The 17,169-nt window shown below is 69.2% G+C and carries 16 protein-coding genes; 6 read left to right on the top strand and 10 right to left on the bottom strand.

The features are described from left to right. Window positions 1-3 precede the first annotated feature (3 nt). The 10 genes from LQD00_RS02835 to LQD00_RS02880 all read right to left on the bottom strand — a co-directional run bounded on the left by LQD00_RS02835 (window position 4) and on the right by LQD00_RS02880 (window position 10,954). Window positions 4-1,860: a GAF domain-containing protein gene (locus LQD00_RS02835; RefSeq protein ID WP_232715582.1), complete on the bottom strand. Its 1,857-nt coding sequence runs from the start codon at window positions 1,858-1,860 to the stop codon at window positions 4-6. Window positions 1,861-1,924: 64 nt separating this feature from the next. Then, window positions 1,925-3,265: a bifunctional 3,4-dihydroxy-2-butanone-4-phosphate synthase/GTP cyclohydrolase II gene (locus LQD00_RS02840; RefSeq protein WP_232715583.1), complete on the bottom strand. Its 1,341-nt coding sequence runs from the start codon at window positions 3,263-3,265 to the stop codon at window positions 1,925-1,927. Next, a complete protein-coding gene (locus LQD00_RS02845) occupies window positions 3,262-3,762 on the bottom strand; it encodes a flavin reductase family protein (RefSeq protein WP_232715584.1) in 501 nt (166 codons plus the stop codon). Before LQD00_RS02845 ends, LQD00_RS02840 begins: the two co-directional genes overlap by 4 nt. A gap of 83 nt (window positions 3,763-3,845) precedes the next feature. Next, entirely contained in the window at window positions 3,846-4,937 is a 1,092-nt protein-coding gene (locus tag LQD00_RS02850; RefSeq protein WP_232715585.1) for an LLM class flavin-dependent oxidoreductase, read from the bottom strand. Between the two features lie 72 nt (window positions 4,938-5,009). Further along, the gene (locus tag LQD00_RS02855; protein ID WP_006866013.1) at window positions 5,010-5,432 is read right to left on the bottom strand and encodes a nuclear transport factor 2 family protein; all 423 of its coding nucleotides are present in this window, start codon (window positions 5,430-5,432) and stop codon (window positions 5,010-5,012) included. Window positions 5,433-5,581: 149 nt separating this feature from the next. Further along, window positions 5,582-6,313 (bottom strand): SDR family oxidoreductase, encoded by a 732-nt coding sequence (locus LQD00_RS02860; protein WP_232715586.1) that lies wholly within the window; start codon window positions 6,311-6,313, stop codon window positions 5,582-5,584. Then, window positions 6,310-7,110 (bottom strand): alpha/beta fold hydrolase, encoded by an 801-nt coding sequence (locus LQD00_RS02865; protein ID WP_232715587.1) that lies wholly within the window; start codon window positions 7,108-7,110, stop codon window positions 6,310-6,312. The genes LQD00_RS02860 and LQD00_RS02865 overlap by 4 nt, the downstream gene beginning before the upstream one ends. Then, window positions 7,091-8,266: an LLM class flavin-dependent oxidoreductase gene (locus LQD00_RS02870; protein WP_232715588.1), complete on the bottom strand. Its 1,176-nt coding sequence runs from the start codon at window positions 8,264-8,266 to the stop codon at window positions 7,091-7,093. Before LQD00_RS02870 ends, LQD00_RS02865 begins: the two co-directional genes overlap by 20 nt. A gap of 10 nt (window positions 8,267-8,276) precedes the next feature. Next, a complete protein-coding gene (locus LQD00_RS02875; protein WP_232715589.1) occupies window positions 8,277-9,923 on the bottom strand; it encodes a long-chain fatty acid--CoA ligase in 1,647 nt (548 codons plus the stop codon). Further along, the gene (locus LQD00_RS02880; protein WP_232715590.1) at window positions 9,920-10,954 is read right to left on the bottom strand and encodes an LLM class flavin-dependent oxidoreductase; all 1,035 of its coding nucleotides are present in this window, start codon (window positions 10,952-10,954) and stop codon (window positions 9,920-9,922) included. Before LQD00_RS02880 ends, LQD00_RS02875 begins: the two co-directional genes overlap by 4 nt. Before the next feature lie 260 nt (window positions 10,955-11,214). Between LQD00_RS02880 and LQD00_RS02885 the strand changes: the two genes are divergently transcribed. From LQD00_RS02885 to LQD00_RS02910, 6 genes are all read left to right on the top strand, one after another. Then, complete coding sequence (locus LQD00_RS02885; protein ID WP_232715597.1) at window positions 11,215-11,577, top strand: hypothetical protein; 363 nt, start codon at window positions 11,215-11,217, stop codon at window positions 11,575-11,577. Then, entirely contained in the window at window positions 11,574-12,614 is a 1,041-nt protein-coding gene (locus LQD00_RS02890) for a hypothetical protein (RefSeq protein WP_232715591.1), read from the top strand. The genes LQD00_RS02885 and LQD00_RS02890 overlap by 4 nt, the downstream gene beginning before the upstream one ends. After that, entirely contained in the window at window positions 12,611-12,871 is a 261-nt protein-coding gene (locus LQD00_RS02895; RefSeq protein ID WP_232715592.1) for a hypothetical protein, read from the top strand. The genes LQD00_RS02890 and LQD00_RS02895 overlap by 4 nt, the downstream gene beginning before the upstream one ends. Window positions 12,872-12,881: 10 nt before the next feature. Continuing rightward, window positions 12,882-13,871 carry a dienelactone hydrolase family protein gene (locus LQD00_RS02900; RefSeq protein ID WP_232715593.1) on the top strand — a complete coding sequence of 330 codons (990 nt, stop codon included), beginning with the start codon at window positions 12,882-12,884 and terminating at the stop codon, window positions 13,869-13,871. A 75-nt stretch (window positions 13,872-13,946) separates the two neighbouring features. Beyond that, on the top strand, window positions 13,947-15,809 hold the full coding sequence (glmS, locus tag LQD00_RS02905; protein WP_232715594.1) for a glutamine--fructose-6-phosphate transaminase (isomerizing): 1,863 nt from the start codon (window positions 13,947-13,949) through the stop codon (window positions 15,807-15,809). Between the two features lie 10 nt (window positions 15,810-15,819). Next, window positions 15,820-17,169 (top strand): NAD(P)H-hydrate dehydratase (locus tag LQD00_RS02910; RefSeq protein WP_232715595.1); only part of this gene is annotated, 1,350 nt, incomplete at its 3' end.

Below are 17,169 nucleotides of genomic sequence, written 5' to 3' on the forward strand. Positions count from 1 at the left end.
AGGTCATTGGCCTGCGAGGTCGAGGACCTGGAAGGCCATCTTCGCCGACAGCAGGCAGTCCAGCGACGTCGGATCGCGTCGTGCGATCTCCTTGATCCGACCGAGGCGGTACCGGATGGTGTTCTCGTGGACGTCCAGTGCCGTCGCGGTGGCCTGGACCTTGCCGTCGGCGGCCACGAAGGCCCGCCAGGTGGCGAGGAGCGTGCCGTCGTCGTGTTGTCGGACGGGTGCGACGAAGGAGTGCGCGAAGTGCAGGGCCTCCTTCACGTGACCGCTGGACACGATCACCCGGAACAGGCCGAGTTCGTCGAGCGTCATCACCCGCTCGTCCCAACCGAACGACTTTGCCACCGAACCCATCTCGCGTAGGTCGCGGTGGGCGTGCGGATAGTCGACGGGGGTACGGCAGATGCCGGAGATGAGGGTCGCGCCGAGTGAGAGATCGCCGGACAGGCGCTCGCGGATCGTCGACACGTGGTCGCGGACCCGCCCGACCTCGTCGAGGTCGTCGGACTCCAGACGGACCATGACGATGACCGCGCCGGGCAGCCGGACGGCCGGCGGCGGGGAGATGGACATCACCGAGGCGAAGGTGCGGGTGACCAGCGACTGGATCGCCGACGCCGTCAGCCGGTCGGTCGCATCGTCGACGGTGAAGCGAACCAGCACATGGGGATTGGTGAGGTCGATGCCGAACTGCGGGCCGCGCCGGACCAGATGTTCCTTGTCGCGGCTGTTGCGCAGCAGGTCCGACAGGTAGTCGTCGCGCGCCTGACCCTCGGTCTCGATCTGCCGCCGCTCGGAGAGCATCTGCAGCGCCAGGACGGTGGCGCCGCGTTCGGCGATGTTCGCGTCGAGGGCCTCGAGGCTGCGGCCCACCTCGACGATGCCGAGGAAACCGGTCTGCCTGCCCTCGATCACCAAGCGGCACATCAGATGTCGCCGGCCGAGCCCGACCGCGAGCTGCGCCGGGACGATGGCCGACGGCGTGCTGACCGACAGTTCGGCGAGAGCCTGCCGCACCGAGGCGGTGGCCCGCACCTTCTCGCTCATCACCGGGGGAGCGGTCAGCTTCAGCGCCTCCGGTGCGGCCCAGGCGAGCACGTCGAACGAGTTGTTGTAGAGAACCACAGGCTTGGCCGACAGCTCCGACAGGAGTTCGACGACGCGGTGGATGTTGGCGCCCTCGAGCACCGCGCTGGTCAGGCGGTGGTGGACGTCGGCGAGGTAGGCCAGGGTGGCGTTGTTCCGCGCGATCTCGGCGGCCTGACCGCGCAGGCGGGTGTTGAGCATCGCCTGGCTGATGAACAGGGCGGACAGGCGCGCGAACAGTTCGGCGACCTCGATGTCCTCGGGGGTGAACTCGTGTTCGCGGCCGCGGCTGTCGACGAAGATCAGGCCGATCACCGCGTCGTCGAAGGTGAGCGGGACGCCGAGCATCGCGCGGACGTCCCAGTGGGTCATCGTCCGGCGGTGGGGGCGCGGGTCGTTGAGGGCGTCGGCGATGACGACGGGCGCGCGGGTGTTGATGACCTCTTGGCTGAACAGGTCGCCGTCGAAGCCGGAGACCTGTCGCTTCACGGCCTCGGTGATGTCGCCGGCGTCCTCGCAGAAGCCCGCGGCTCCGCGATAGCTGCCGTTGGCGTGCCGCAGGTAGACCGAGCAACGGGTGACGCCGAGGAGTGCGCAGAGCTTCTGGCCGACCAGGCTGAGGAGGTCCTCGAGCTTGGTGTCGGTGATGGCCTCGGTGGTGATCTCGGCGAAGGCCGCGATGACGTCGCGTTCGCGGCCGGTGGCACGTGCCGACCCGCCCTCGGAGTCGATACCGGTATCGCCTCCGCGCTCCGCGATGGACGTCATCCGCACGGCCTCCTCACCGACAGCTCATGATGAACCTCACAGTAGCAACGTCGTGTGAGTCGGTTCATGCACCCGTCGTCCCGGTCATGGCCTCTCCGAGACGGACCTCACCGGCGCCGGCCTCCCCGAACGCGGGGTCACCGGACAGGACATGGCCCATCCGCTCCTTCTTGGTGCGGAGGTACCGGACGTTGTGCGGGGTGGAGACGGTCGGCAGGCCGACGCGCCCGACGATGTCGAGGTCGTGGCCGCCGAGTCCGCCGTACTTCGCGGGGTTGTTGGTGATCAGGCGGACACGGCGGATACCCAGGTCTTTCAGGATCGCCGCGCCGGTGCCGTAGGTGCGCGAATCCACCGGGAGCCCGAGTGCGGTGTTGGCGTCGACGGTGTCGAGGCCCTGCTCCTGCAGGGCGTACGCACGGATCTTGTGACCGAGTCCGATCCCGCGGCCCTCGTGGCCGCGCAGGTAGACGACCGCTCCGCAGCCCTCCGCCGCGATGGCCGACAGCGCCTGCTCGAGCTGCGCACCGCAGTCGCACCGCAGCGAGCCGACGATGTCGCCGGTCAGGCATTCGCTGTGCACACGCACCAGCGCACCCTCGGCGGTGGCGCCGGCGGCGGCCACGTCGCCCATGACGAGGGCCAGGTGTTCGGTGTCGTCGATGTCCGAGCGGTAGGCGACCGCGCGGAAGTCGCCGAAGAGGGTCGGCATCGCCGCGGTGGCCATCTGGTGGACGAACGAACCGGCGGCGGTCCGGTGGGCCACGAGGTCGGCGATGCGCAGCACCGGCAGGCCGTGATGATCAGCGAACTCGAGGAGGTCGTCGCCGCGCCGCATCGTCCCGTCGTCGGCGATGATCTCGCCGATGACCCCGACCTCGCCGGCCCCGGCCATGGTGACCAGGTCTACGGCGGCCTCGGTGTGTCCGGCGCGGGTGAGGACCCCGCCGTCGCGGGCCTGCAGCGGGAAGACGTGTCCGGGGCGGCGCAGTTCGCCGGCCGCAGTGCTGTCGGAGGCGAGCGCCCGGACGGTCAGGGCGCGGTCGTGCGCCGAGACCCCGGTGCCGGCGTCCTTGTGGTCCACGGTGACGGTGAAGGCGGTGCCGTGCGCGTCCCGGTTGTCCTCGACCATCTGCGGCAGTTCGAGCCGGCGGGCACGGTCGGCGGTCATCGGGGCACAGATGATGCCGGTGGTGTGGCGGATCAGGAACGCCATCTGCTCGTCGCTGATCGACGACGCCGAGCAGATGAGGTCGCCCTCGTTCTCACGGTCGTCGTCGTCGACCACGACGACGAAACCGCCTGCCGCCACGGCTGCGACCGCGCGGGCGACGGCCTGGGTCGACGCCTCGGTCGCGATGGGGGTCGGGGCGTCGGGGTCCTGGGGGAGGGTGGGCGTGTTCATCGGGCGACCTCGAATGCTCGGTGGGTGCCGAACACCCGGTCGTGGTAGGTGAGGGGGGCGGTGGAGGCGACGCCGGTCTCGACGATGTTGCCCAGTGCGACAACATGATCGCCGCCGTCGACCAGGGATGCGGTGGTACAGCCCAGCCAGCCGGCGGCACCGTCGAGGCGGGGGAGTTCCGCGGAGTCCGACCAGTCGACACCGTCGAACTTGTCGGCGCCCTTGCGGGCGAACCGCATCGCGACGTCGACCTGGTCGTGGGCGAGCACGTTGACGCCGAATCGTCCGGTGCGGCGGATGATCGCGAGGAGGTCGGAGCCGCGGTCGAGGGAGACCAGGATCATCGGCGGGCCCATCGACAGCGACGTGAACGCGCTGACCGTGGTGCCGTGCGGCCGCCGGTCGTCGAAGGCCGTGATGACCGCGACGGGCGTGCAGACCTTGGCCATGACCTCTCGGAACCCGAGGGCCACCTGGTCGAGAACGGTTTCGTTCACCGATCCTCCTGCGTGATGTGAGGGTTGGAGTCGCTGCGGCGCCGGGGAAGGGGCCGGCGCCGCAGCGATGTTCGGTCGGCGGGTCAGACCGCCGCGGGTGTCTTGGCCTTCATCTTGTGGACCTCGGGGACGACCTTCTCGCCGAAGAGCTTCAGGCTCTTCTCGGCCTCGTCGAAGGGCAGACCGCCGAAGGCGAAGGCCGCGTTGGGGAGGAAGTCACCGATGAGCTCGTGGCGGTAGGCGTACTTCTCGACACACTGTTCGGGCGTGCCGTAGATGTTCGCCTCGACGTAGGCGTCGGCCGCGGCCTCCATGCCGGCCTCACGGATCATGTCCGCACCCGCCTGGTAGGTCTCGTAGCCCTTGGTCTCACGCCAGTGCTTCCCGGCGAAGTCGTAGTGCTTGATGACCGACAGGAAGTAGCGGTTGATGTGCTCGTAGGCCAGTCGGCGGGCTTCCTCTTCGTCCTCGTGGCAGATGACGAAGTCCTGGATGACCGGCGGGCCGGGCTCGACGCCCTGGGCGTCGCGGAACATCTGCTTCCAGCCGTTGATGGCCTCGGCATGCTTCTCGAACGGGAACTGCATGAAGGTCATCATCTGGACGCCGAGGTCGGCGACCACCGGAACCGAGTCGGGCGACATCGCCGCGGCGAAAAGACGTCCGTCCCAAGAGGTGTTCGGATTCGGGGCCGGCCGCAGCGCGATCTCCTTCTGCGGGTACATCGGGCCGTCGCCGGAGACGACGCCCGTGCGGAGTCCGCGCAGCACCATCTCGGCGGCCTCGTTGAAGCGGGCGCGGGCCTCGTCCATCGGGATGCCGAAGGCCTCGTACTCCATCTTCGCCAGGCCGCGACCCATGCCGAGAAGCACACGGCCACCGGACATCTGGTCCAGCATGATGGCCTTCTCCACCACGCGCAGCGGATCGTTCCACGGCAGGATGGTCGCACCGATGCCGAGCTTGACCTTCGAGGTGCGGCCGGCGAGGTAGGACAGGATCGCGAAGTTGTCCGGGCACATCGAGTAGTCGTCGAAGTGGTGTTCCGCCGACCAGACCGAGTCGAAACCGGCCTTCTCCGCCAGTACGCCGAGCTCGAGGTCGCGCAGGAAGACCTCTTCGTCGCTCACGTTCTCGTGGTAGTTCTGGAAGACGAGAAGTACGCCGACATCCATTGCATTGACTCCTTGGTTCAAAAGGGTTGGAGAATCTGGGGGTTGGGGTGTTGCGAATGCGGAGGGGAGTTCTCAGCCGAGGAAGACCGCGCGGGTGTGCTCGGTGTCCAGGAACTCCTTGACCTCGTGGATCTTTCCGTCGCGGACCACGAAGACGAAGTGGTAGAGGTTGTTGTAGACCTTGCCGTTGTTCATCTCCGAGTACGACTCGGTCTCGACCGCCACGCGTTCTCCCTCGGCGGTGAAGGCGAGCGGGGTGAGGGCGATGGCGCCGGTCTTGGTGGTGGCGGAGAGGCCGGCCAGCATTGCGCCGAATTCCTCTTTGTTCTTGGTTCCGGAGATGCCGTCGATCTCCCCGCCCACCCACCAGGTGGCCGTCGGCGCCAGGTAGGACAGGATGGCGTCCACGTCGCCGCGGGAGAACACCTCCATGAATTCCGCGACCAGAGCCTTGTTCTGCTGCTCCGTGCTGACGCTTGCTGTACTGGTTGACACCGATTGGCCTCCTTTTGACCGTCACCCTCCGGGGAAGGCGAGAAACTGTGTGCAACAACGACGTTATGAGTCGATGTGGCCTGAGTCACCCTCGCGTTTCGCGCCTCTTGTGGGTTGTCACAACCGGGCCGAGGCGGCCCGACCCCGTGTCATCGGCCACCGCCGCTGAAGGTGTTCATCAATCCGCCGTCGACGGGCACGATGGCGCCGTACATGTAGGTGGACAGCGCGACATCGACGATGACCTGCGCGATCTCCTCCGGGCGGCCGGTACGACCGGCGGGGATGGACGAGACGATGCGTGCCCGTGCCCGATCGCTGAGTCCGGAGGTCATGTCGGTATCCACAAAACCCGGGATGACCAGGTTGACGCGGATGTCGCGCGGGGCGAGCTCCGCGGCGAGGACCTGGGTCAGGCCGCTGAGACCGGCCTTCGCCGAGCCGTAGGCGACATCGCCCGGGAATCCCCGGAAGCCCACCACCGCACCGACATTCACGATCGACGAACCGGGTTCGAGAATCGGGACCGTGGCCTTGCACATCTCGAAGGCGCCGGTGAGGTTGGTGGTCAACACAAGATCCCAGTCCTCCCGACTCAGGTCGTCGACCCGTCCACCGCGGTGCACGCCGGCGACGTTGATCAGGCCGTGGGCGCCGCCGTGCTCCTCCTTGACGGTGGCCAATGCGCGGGCCACCGACGAGGAATCGGTGATGTCGGTCTTCAGCTCCAGGACCTGCGCCGGCCTGGTGAACGGTGTGGTCGCCACGCCGCGCGCCAGGGAAACAACGTAATCGCCTCGGGTCGTGAGGTTCTCGACGACCGCCCGGCCGATGCCGCGCGACCCGCCGGTGACGATCCAGACCCGGGAACCGGCGCTCATGACTTCAGGAAACCGGTCAGTTCGGCGAGGTAGCGGTCCCGGTCCTCGAGGAACGGGGCGTGACCGCAAGCGTCGAACGGGACGAGCCGAGCACGGGAGTTGAGCTCGAGGACGGCCTCGGCACCGGCGAAGGGGACGAAGGCGTCGTCCCGGCCGTGCAGGAGCAGGATCGGGATGTCGAGCCCGCCGAGCTCCTTGCGCAGGTCGGTGCGGGCGAGGTCGCGAAGCGAGTCGTCCCCGGCCGGGCCCATCTCCAGGAACATTCCCCAGATCCAGTCCAGGACATCGGAACTCGGGGGAGTCGCGCACACCGCGCCGGCCACACCGCGGAAGGTGTCGGCGCGGTTGGCGGCGGCACCTGCCAGGACTCCCTCGACGTCCTCGGTGGAGCCGCCGTAGGGCCAGTCGTCGGTCGCGGTGTAGCGCGGCGACGCACCGCCGGTGAGGACCAGGCCGCCGGCTCGCGAGCCGAGAGCGGCCGCGGCGGCGGTCGCGACGGCCCCGCCGAGAGACCAGCCGTTGATGACGGGGGAATCCAGGCCGAGATGGTCGACCACCTTCACCACATCGTCGGCCATGGTCGCGATCGAGACATCCTCGAAGTCCTTGTCGGAGCGTCCACATGCCCGCAGATCGACGAGCACGACCTCGTGACCCGCGGCCTTGAGCGCGGGGGCGGTGGTGTCCCAGCAGCGGGTGTTGGCGCCCCAGCCGTGGATCAACACGATGGGACGTGCGTCCCCACGGTGGTGCTCGAAGTAGATCCGGCGATCGTTCTCAACCGCGAGATAGCTCATGGACTTCTCCTTCATCGTCGAACTCGATTTCGAAAAACTTGTCGGTCTTGGTGGGTTCCTCGTGCCGCAGGGCACGGGGGACGAGTGGCGGGGCGTCGGCGAAATGGGGGATGACGTGCTCGGCGAGGAGCTCCATCGACCGCACGACGTCGTCGTGGGGCATACCGCCGAACCGCATCCAGCAGATGAGATGGTCGAGACCTGTTTCCTCGCGCAGGATCTCGATCTCGCGGATGAGCCCGTCGGGGTCGCCGACGTAGCAGATGCCGCCTTCGCGCAGGCCGGTCAACGACATCGCGCCCTCCGCCGCGGCCTCCGCCAGGGCCGCGTAGCGTTCGTAGCCCGCCGGCGTCGCGGCACCCTGCGGCACCGCGGACATGACGTTGTCGAAGTACCACTCGAGACTCGGCCGGGCCCGGCGGACGGCCTCCTCGTCGTTCTCGGCGAGGTGGATCTGCCAGTTCATCGGGAAGTCGAGGGACAGCGGGTCGCGACCGCGGTGCATCAGTGTGCGTTTGGCGTTGACGACGAACCCGTTCAGCTCGGGCAGGGTCATCAGGGTCGGCGTCACGAGCATGTTGTGTCCGTGGTCGGCGACCAGGTCGAAGGTCTCGGGACTGATCGACGCCACGTAGATCGGAGGCGTCGGCTGCTGGAGGGGTGCGGGCCGGCAGTCCACGGCGTCGATGTGGAAGTGCTTGCCGTGGAACGTGTACGGCTCGCCGACCGCCTTGGTCCACAGTCCGGTGACGATCTGGAACGCCTCGTCGAAGACCTCCCGGCTGACGTCCTGTTTGTCGGCGACCCCCATCGCACGGAACTCGTGGGGCTGGTAGCCGCGTCCGACGCCGAAGTCGAGCCGGCCGCCGGAGATGACGTCGACCATCGCGAAGTCCTCGGCGATGCGGACCGGCCAGGCGAGTGTCAGGTTGCTGACCGCGATACCGATGCGCATCCGGGAGGTGCGGGCGGCGATGGCCGCCGCCGCGACCTGCGGCGACGGCATCGACCCGTAGGCGCTGCCGTGGTGTTCGGCGAGCCAGACCCCGTCGAACCCGAGGCGCTCGGCGATCTCGACCTGCGAGAGCATCTCCTCGTAGGCCCGCCGAAAGTCCCGGTCCGGACTCTCCAACACGTAGAACAGGCTGAACTTCACACTGTTGACGTTAGGAATCGGCGTGCGTCACGGGAACGGGAGAATCCGCGGCGGTTGTGGGTTCCCACAAGTCGGGGGTCCCGGCCGCCTGTTCGCGGAGTCGCCGTTTGTCGAGTTTTCCGACACTGGTCCGCGGGAGGGTGTCGACGGCGACGATCCGTTCGGGCACCCACCAGCGCGGGACACGCTCGGCGAGCTCGGCCCCCACCGCCTCCACGTCGATACCCTCGTCGCCGACCACATAGGCGACGGGACGCTCCTGCCAGCGCGGATGCGGAACGGAGACCACCGCAGCCTCGTGGACGGCCGGGTGTTCGATCAGGGCCTCCTCCAGCGCGACGGAGCTGATCCACTCGCCGCCGCTCTTGATGAGGTCCTTGGTGCGATCGACGATCGTGAGGTAGCCGTCTTCGTCGATGACACCGATGTCGCCCGTGCGCAACCAGCCGTCGTCGAACTTGTCCGGATGATCGGCACCGTAGTAACCGGTGGCGACCCACGGTCCGCGGATCAGGATCTCCCCGCGGCTGATCCCGTCGTGGGGCATGACCCGGCCGTCGTCGTCGACGAGTTTCCACTGGAGCCCCGGGAGGAGCCGTCCCTGTTTCCGGATGTACGCCCAGCGGCGTTCCGGGTCGTCGTCGGTGGATGCCGGCGGACGGGAGAACGTCGCCATCGGCGAGATCTCGGTCATGCCCCAGCCCTGGAACACCGGGATGCCGAGTGCCTCGAGGTCGCGGATGAGGCCCAGGGTCGGCGTCGAGCCGCCCAGGACCAGCGCGCGGAGGCTGCTCAGGTCGGTTCCCGCGGCCTGCGCATGGGCGAGCAGGTCCACCGCGACTGTCGGCACCATCCCGGTGTAGGTCACCCGCTCGGCGGCGATGATGCCGGCGATGTGTGCGGGTGTGGGATGGGGTCCGGGCAGGATCTGCGACGCCCCGGACATCAGCGCCGCGAACGGGACTCCCCACGCGTTGGCGTGGAACATCGGGACCACCAGCAGGACGCGGTCGCGTTCGGAGATCGCATGTCCGTCGGCCAGGCAGGCCGCCATCGTGTGCAGATACAGGGACTTGTGGGAATATCCAACACCCTTCGGCGCCCCGGTCGTACCCGATGTGTAGCAGAGCACGGCCAGCTCGTCGTCCGCGCGGGCGACGGGTGCCGCGATCGGTTCCGCGGAAGCGACCATCGAGTCCAGAGTCGTTCCCGCCGAGACTCTCTCGTCGTCGGCGTCGATCGGGATCACCGGCATGTCCGGACGCCGTTCGCGAGCGACGGAGAGCAGGTGGTCCAGCGACGGATCGGCGAAGACCATCGCATCGTCGGCATGGTCGACGATGTAGGCGATCTCGTCGGGGGAGAGCCGGATGTTGATGGTGTGCAACACGGCCCCGGCGAGCGGGACCGCGAGGTACAGCTCCAGGTGCCGCCGGTGGTTCCAGGCCAGCGTGCCGACCCGGTCGCCCGGCCGCACACCGCTCGCGACGAGGGCCGACGCGAGCCGCAGGACCCGGTCGGCATAGTCCCGATACGTGTACCGGAAGACCTCGGCGCCGTAGACGTGATCGACGATCTCCTTGTCGCCGAACATGTCTCGTGCCCGGTACAGGAAGTCGGTGATCAACAGCGGGTGCGCCGCCGGAGAGTGGTTCATGCAGGGACCTCCACCGACGATCGTGCGGCCAGGCGGGCCCGGACCTCGGGAACGACCTTGCCGGCCAGTAGTTCGATGCGGGCGCTGCCGCTGTCGATCGACTCGCCGGGCAGCTGCGCCCAGAAGTGCACGTCCTCGATCTGCGGGGTGGCGGTCAGCAACGCGGTGAGCTCGTCGACCGCGGTGGCCGGATCCCAGAGGGTGAACGAGCCCGCGTCGACGAGCTGTCCGGGGTCGGTGAACTGCGGGATGGGACCGAAGGCGCCCATCTCGATGTACTTGTTGATCTGGTAGAGCGCGTGGGTGCCGATGCGCGACCACTCCCGCTCGGGATCGTCGGCGATGATCGTCCACTGACCGGCGAAGATCCGACCCTCGTCACGGGACCGGCCGAGTCGCTCGAGTGCATCCAGGTACGACGCATGATGGACGTTCTGGGTGCTGAGGAATCCGTCGCCGATGCGGGCGGCCCGCTCGATCGCCGGATCGGCCATCGCACCGACCAGGAGATCGGGCGTCGTCTCGGGGGTGGGCGTGACGGGCAGGGCGGGCTTGCGCAGACGTTTGCCGTCGAACGGTTCGGCCGATCCGGACCAGCAGCGGCGCACGATCTCCACGCCTTCCTCGAGCAGGCTCGGGCGGTTGATCAGGCGCCGGTCGAAGGCCTCGAACTCCGGTTCCCAGTAACCCTGTCCGACGCCGAGCGAGAACCGTCCGCCGGTCAGCAGGGACAGCGTGGCCGAGTCCTCGGCGAGTCGGATCGGGTTGTGCAGCGGCGACACGACGAGGTTGGTGCCGATCTTCATCGTCGTCGTCCGGTCGCCGATCGCGGAGGCGAGCAGGAACGGCGACGGGGTGTAACCGTCCTCCATGAAGTGGTGCTCGGTCAGCCAGACCGAGTCGATCCCGATCGACTCCGCCCAGGTGATCTGGTCGAGCGTCGCGCGGTAGAAGTCACCGAAACCGCGCGAGTTCCCGGGCGGATTGCGGAAGTCGTACCAGAGTCCGAAGTTGACGTCCGACGTACTCATTGCATGGTCCTTTCACCGACGGTGTGGTCGGTGTCACTCTCGGTCAAGAATGTGACGACGGGAAGGTACCGGGAAGTCGGTCGTTGTCGGAAATCCCAAGGACCCCGCTGCCTGTTCGCGGACGGATGGAACCGAGTGCCGCTCGTGCGCGTCCAAGTTGGCAGGTCGCCGGGCCCGACGGCGGCGTCCGAGGTGGGTACGATCACCGCATCGTCCGCGACCGGGAGGATCGTGGGCGGGAGATGGACGGGGGTGAGCAGATGGGCGGTATCGAGCCGAACCGCATCGCGATGGACGTCGAGCAGGTATCTGCGGTCGCGGCCTACTACCGGCGTTCGTCGCTGGTGCTCGATGCCGTCGCCGACGACCTCGCCGCTCACGACTTCGGCCGGTGGGCGCGCACCGATGCCGGTCCCGACGCGGCGTCGTCGATCAGGCCGTCCGCCGCGACCTACGCCGAGCTGAGCGCGTCGCTGTCGGCCCGTCTCCGCTCGCAGTCACGGGCCGCGGCCGTGCTCGCACAGAACCTGCGCGACTCCGCGAACGGCATGGCCGACGGTGATGCGCAGGCGGCTGAGGAGATCGCACGTGCGACACCGGGGTCCGGGGCGGGCGCGCAGTGAGGCGGGGCCAGGACTCCCTGACCGCCCTGCGGACGGACGCGCAGGACGGCGTCGCCGCACTCACCGAGCTGCTGGCAGCCGGGCGGCTGATGGGCGTACCCGTCCCCGACGACGCCTCGGTCCGGGCCGGCCTCCGGGCGGTCGACGACTTCGACATCACCGCGCTGTCGGCGGACAGCCGGGTTCTGATCTCGGCTCACCGGGCCGTCGCCGAACAGCTGCACCACCTGCCCGAACAGCGGGTGCGGCTCGACGGTTGGCACGGCAGGTCCGCGTCACTCGCGATCGACGCGGCCGTCGACCACCAGCGGCGTGCGGAATCCGACCTCTACCTGCTGCACACGATCACCGACGCCACCTCGGCGGCCGCATCGGGGATCGACCGGTTGCTCCGTACCTTCTACCTGGCGGTCGCCCGGCTGACGGCGCCGAGCACTGCGGCGACACCACCGGCCGAGCTACCTCAGGCCGTGGTGACCGGACGCGTCCCGCTCGACGTCGCGGTCGAGGACATCCGGTCACGGGTCGAGCTGTTCACGACCTCGGTCGACGCCACGCTGCGCGGGATCGCCGGCATCCTCGACATCCTCAACCGGTCCCTCGACGGGATGGACGACGATCCCTACCCCGTCGAGTCCGAGACCGGGCAGCCGAAAGACGGTGACTCCGTCACCCCACCCGGGGCGCAGCCGGTCGAATCGGTCCGTCCGCAACCGGTTCCGGCCGAGCCGCCGGTCGCGCCGACCGAGACGGTGGGTGCGGCGCGGGAGTCCGACGAGCACCGGGAAGGCCAGGACATCCCGTTCCGGCTGAGCGGCGCGCCGTCCGCGGAACCCGATGTCGCGCACACTGTTCCGGGAGTGGAGGCGGCCGGTGCCGTCGAGGGTAGACCGGCGGCCGGTCCCGACGGGGGATCGCCGACGCCGACCCACGTCGTCGTCGACACCCGCGAGGGTGACACCCCATCGACCGATCCCGACACCGACACGACGCCCGAGCGGTCCGCGGGCGACCTGGCCCTGGCCGGTGACCAGTGAGCCTCGCCGACCAGATCGAGGCCCTCGCGCGCTCGGCCACCGCGGAGGTGGCAGACGCCGCGCACCGTTTCTCCGCTGCTCAGCGAGATCTCGACCGTTCGATGGCCGAACACCGGCGCACCGCCGCCGCATCGGAGACCGAACGGTTGCGGGCCGAACTCGAGCACGAGGCCGACGCCGCCGACGCGCTGCCCGGCATCATGCTGCCCGCCGACAAGGCCGACGCCAGTCCGCATCTACCGCCGCCGAACGCATAGGCTGTCTGCTGTGCCAGGCAAGAAGCGTTCGAAACCATCGCAGCCGCCCGCAAAGCTGATGGCCGCGCTCGGCCGTCGGGGACCACACCGGGTCCTGCGCGGCGACCTCGGGATCGTCGGTACACGCGGTGAGGTGTTCACCCCCGCCGGCGGGGAGAGGCTGCCCGCCATCGCCTTCGGGCACGGCTGGCTGTCCCCGCCGAGTCGCTACCGCGACCTGTGCAAGCATCTGGCGTCCTGGGGCATCGTGGTCGCTGTCCCGGCCGACCAGCAGGGCGTTCTGGTCTCCGACGATGCGATGGCCGCGCAGCTGCGCTCGGCGCTGTCGATCGTGACCCGGGTCCGGCTGGGCTTCGGCGAGATCACCGTCGACCCGGCCAAGGTGGGTTTCGCCGGTCACGGATTCGGGGCGTCGGCCGCCGTCATCGCCGCGTCAGGGGGCGTCCTGCACGGTCAGCCGCAGCCCGAGGTCCGGGGAGTGGCCGCGCTGTTCCCGGCGCCGACCACCGCCGGACTCCTGCCCGCTGCGCGCAGCGTCCGTGCGCCCGGTCTGATCGTCTCCTCGATCGGCGAACTCGACACCATCGACGGCAACGCACTCCCGCTCGCGCAGGCGTACGGCGCCGACCACGCCTCCGACGATGAACATCGTGCGGTCCTCCGTACCCCGCCCGGCGCGACGTCGCGCGGCCTCCTCGAACACCGGACGATCGGGGCGCTGTGGGGGAGCAACGGCGCGGACAAGAAGACGCACACCGCCGTGCGCGCCCTGGCCACCGGTTTCCTGCTGCACACGCTTACGCAGGACGCCGAGTACCAGGCGTTCTCCGATCCCGACACCGTTCTCGGCAAGGTGCCGGCCGTCGACCTCGACGACCCGCCGGAGGTGCAGGACCGCATCGCCAAACTGCTCGGCACCAAGGAGCGCAAGCGTCGCCGGGCGGCGTCTCCGGTACCTGCCGCGGCACCGAACGTCGTGGTCCCCAAGACCCTGGAGTGACGCCCCGCACGGTGGCGCGTCGTTCTCCCCGCGCGGGCGCGTTGTTCTCACCGCACGCAGGTACGCTGACTAGCTATGTGTGGAATCGTCGGATACGTGGGGCGGCGCGATGCCCTGGACATCGTCGTCGAGGCTTTGCGACGGATGGAGTACCGCGGGTACGACTCGGCGGGCGTCGCCATCCTCGACGGCGCCGGTAACACCGCGATCCAGAAAAAGGCCCTCCGGATGGAGAACCTGGAGAAGCAGATCGCGACCGTCGGCCGTGAGTCGTTGTCGGGAACCACGGGCATCGGCCACACGCGGTGGGCCACCCACGGCAAGCCGACCGACCGCAATGCGCACCCGCATGCCAGCGACGACGGCAAGATCGCGGTCGTCCACAACGGCATCATCGAGAACTACGCCGAGCTGCGGGCCGAGCTCGAAGAGGACGGCGTCGAGTTCGGGTCGGAGACAGACACCGAGACCGCCGTCCACCTGGTCTCCAAGTACTACGCCTTCGGACCCACCGCCGGTGACTTCGTCTCCAGTGCATATGCGGCACTGCAGCGCCTCGAGGGCGCGTTCACCCTCGTGTTCACCCACGCCGATCACCCGGACACCATCGTCGCCGCCCGCCGGTCGACCCCGCTCGTGGTCGGCGTCGGCCAGGGCGAGATGTTCGTCGGTTCCGACGTGACCGCGTTCATCGAGCACACGCGCGAGGCCGTCGAGCTGGGGCAGGACGAGGTCGTCGTCATCACCGCCGACACCTACACGATCACCGACTTCGACCGGAACGAGCGCGCGGGCAAGCCCTTCCACATCGACTGGGATCTCGCCGCGGCAGAGAAGGGCGGCTACGACTTCTTCATGCTGAAGGAGATCGCCGAGCAGCCCCGTGCGATCGCCGACACCCTCCTCGGTCATCTGCAGAACGGGCGCATCGTGCTCGACGAGCAGCGGCTGACCGACGACGACCTGCGCGATGTCGACAAGGTCTTCGTCGTCGCCTGTGGCACGGCCTACCACGCCGGTCTGCTGGCGAAGTACGCAATCGAGCACTGGACGCGTCTGCCCGTCGAGATCGAGCTGGCCAGCGAGTTCCGGTACCGCGACCCGGTCCTCGACCGGTCGACGCTGGTCGTGGCGATCTCCCAGTCGGGTGAGACCGCCGACACCCTCGAGGCCGTCCGGCACGCCAAGGACCAGAAGGCCCGCGTGCTGGCGATCTGCAACACCAACGGTGCGCAGATCCCGCGCGAATCCGATGCCGTGCTCTACACCCACGCCGGTCCGGAGATCGGTGTCGCGTCCACCAAGTGCTTCCTCGCGCAGATCGTGGCGGCCTACCTGGTCGGACTGGCGCTGGCACAGGCGCGAGGCACCAAGTACGCCGACGAGGTGGCCCGCGAGTTCGCCGCGATCGAGGCCATGGCCGATTCGGTCGCCGAGGTCCTCGGGACCATGGAGCCGGTCCGCGACCTCGCCCGGTCGCTGTCCCACCACAACACTGTGCTGTTCATCGGTCGTCATGTCGGCTACCCGGTGGCGCTCGAAGGTGCGTTGAAGCTCAAGGAGCTCGCCTACATGCACGCCGAGGGCTTCGCCGCCGGTGAGCTCAAGCACGGCCCCATCGCCCTCATCGAGGACGGCCTGCCGGTCATCACCGTGATGCCGTCCCCTGACGGTCGCGCGGTGCTGCACTCGAAGATGGTCAGCAATATCCGGGAGATCCAGGCCCGCGGTGCGCGCACCATCGTCATCGCCGAAGCCGACGACGTCGCCGCCCGCGCCGTCGCCGACGAGTTCATCCCGATCCCGAAGACGCCGACGCTGCTGCAGCCGCTGGTCTCCACGGTGCCGCTGCAGGTGTTCGCCGCCAGCGTCGCCCAGGCCCGCGGTTACGACGTCGACAAGCCGCGCAACCTGGCCAAGTCGGTGACCGTCGAATAGACCGGCACCCATGCCGACCCGGTACCTGACCGCCGACGAGGTCCGCGACGCCGAGCGGGCGTCGGGAGACCTGCTCGCCGACGGGACGCTGATGCGCCGCGCCGCGCACGGCGTCGCGCAGGCCGTCGTCGGCGCGCTGAAGCGGACCGGCGGCTGCTACGGCCGGTCGGTGGGTGTCGTCGTCGGTGCCGGTGACAACGGTGGCGACGCGCTCTTCGCCGCCGCCGAACTCGCCCGCCGCGGAGTCGCCGCGCATGCAGTGTTACTCGCCCCCGACAAGGCGCACCCGGCCGGACTGCGGGCGTTCCGGACGGCCGGCGGCCGGGTCGACGACGCTCTGCCCGCCGGGCTCGACGCCGTCATCGACGGGGTCGTGGGCATCGGCGGCAGGGGACCGTTGCGCCCCGCGGCCGCGGCGGTCTTCGCCGGTCTCGATCCCGAAACCGTCGTCGTCGCAGTCGATCTGCCGTCGGGTGTCGACGCCGACACCGGCGAGGTGCACACCCCGTCGGTCCGGGCCGACGTCACCGTCACCTTCGGTTTCCCGCGTCGTGCGCATCTTCTGGCGGCGCCACGGTGCGGCCGGGTGATCGTCGTCGACATCGGCATCGGTGATCCCGTCGAACCCGATGCGCGGCAAGTCATCTCGTACTCGGATGCCGAGATCGACTGGCCCGTACCGGGTCCCGCGGACGACAAGTACACCCAGGGCGTGGTCGGGGTCATCGCCGGCTCACACCGCTACCCGGGTGCGGCCATCCTGGCCGCCGGGGCCGCGGTCACCGCGACCTCGGGTATGACGCGATACGTCGGTTCGGCGCACGCCGAGGTGGTGTCGCACTTCCCCGAGGTGGTCGCCGCGCCGGACCTCGCCGACGCCGGCCGGGTCCAGGCCTGGGTCGTGGGCCCCGGCATGGGCACCGACGCCGCTGCGACGGCGCTGCTGCGTACCGTCCTCGACTCCGATCTGCCGGTGCTCGTCGACGCCGACGCGCTCACCATCGTGTCGAACGAACCCGGGCTCGTCGCCGGTCGTGCGGCACCGACGCTCCTGACCCCGCACGCCGGTGAATTCGCGCGGTTGACCGGGTCCGAGGTGGGAGCCGATCGGGTGTCCGCGGTCGCCGACCTCGCCGCCCGATGGGGCGTCACAGTTCTCTTGAAGGGCCGGATCACGCTGGTCGCCGATTCGTCGGGGAGAGTCGTCGGCAATGACGCCGGATCGTCGTGGGCCGCGACCGCCGGCGCCGGTGACGTCCTGGCCGGCATCGCCGGCTCACTGCTCGCCGCCGGCCGGTCGCCGCAGGAGGCGGGGGCCTGGGCGGCCCGCGTCCACGCCCGCGCCGCACTGCTGGCGAGC

It is taken from the genome of Gordonia metallireducens (genome assembly GCF_021245825.1).
In the GTDB taxonomy this organism is placed as follows: Bacteria; Actinomycetota; Actinomycetes; order Mycobacteriales; family Mycobacteriaceae; genus Gordonia; species Gordonia namibiensis.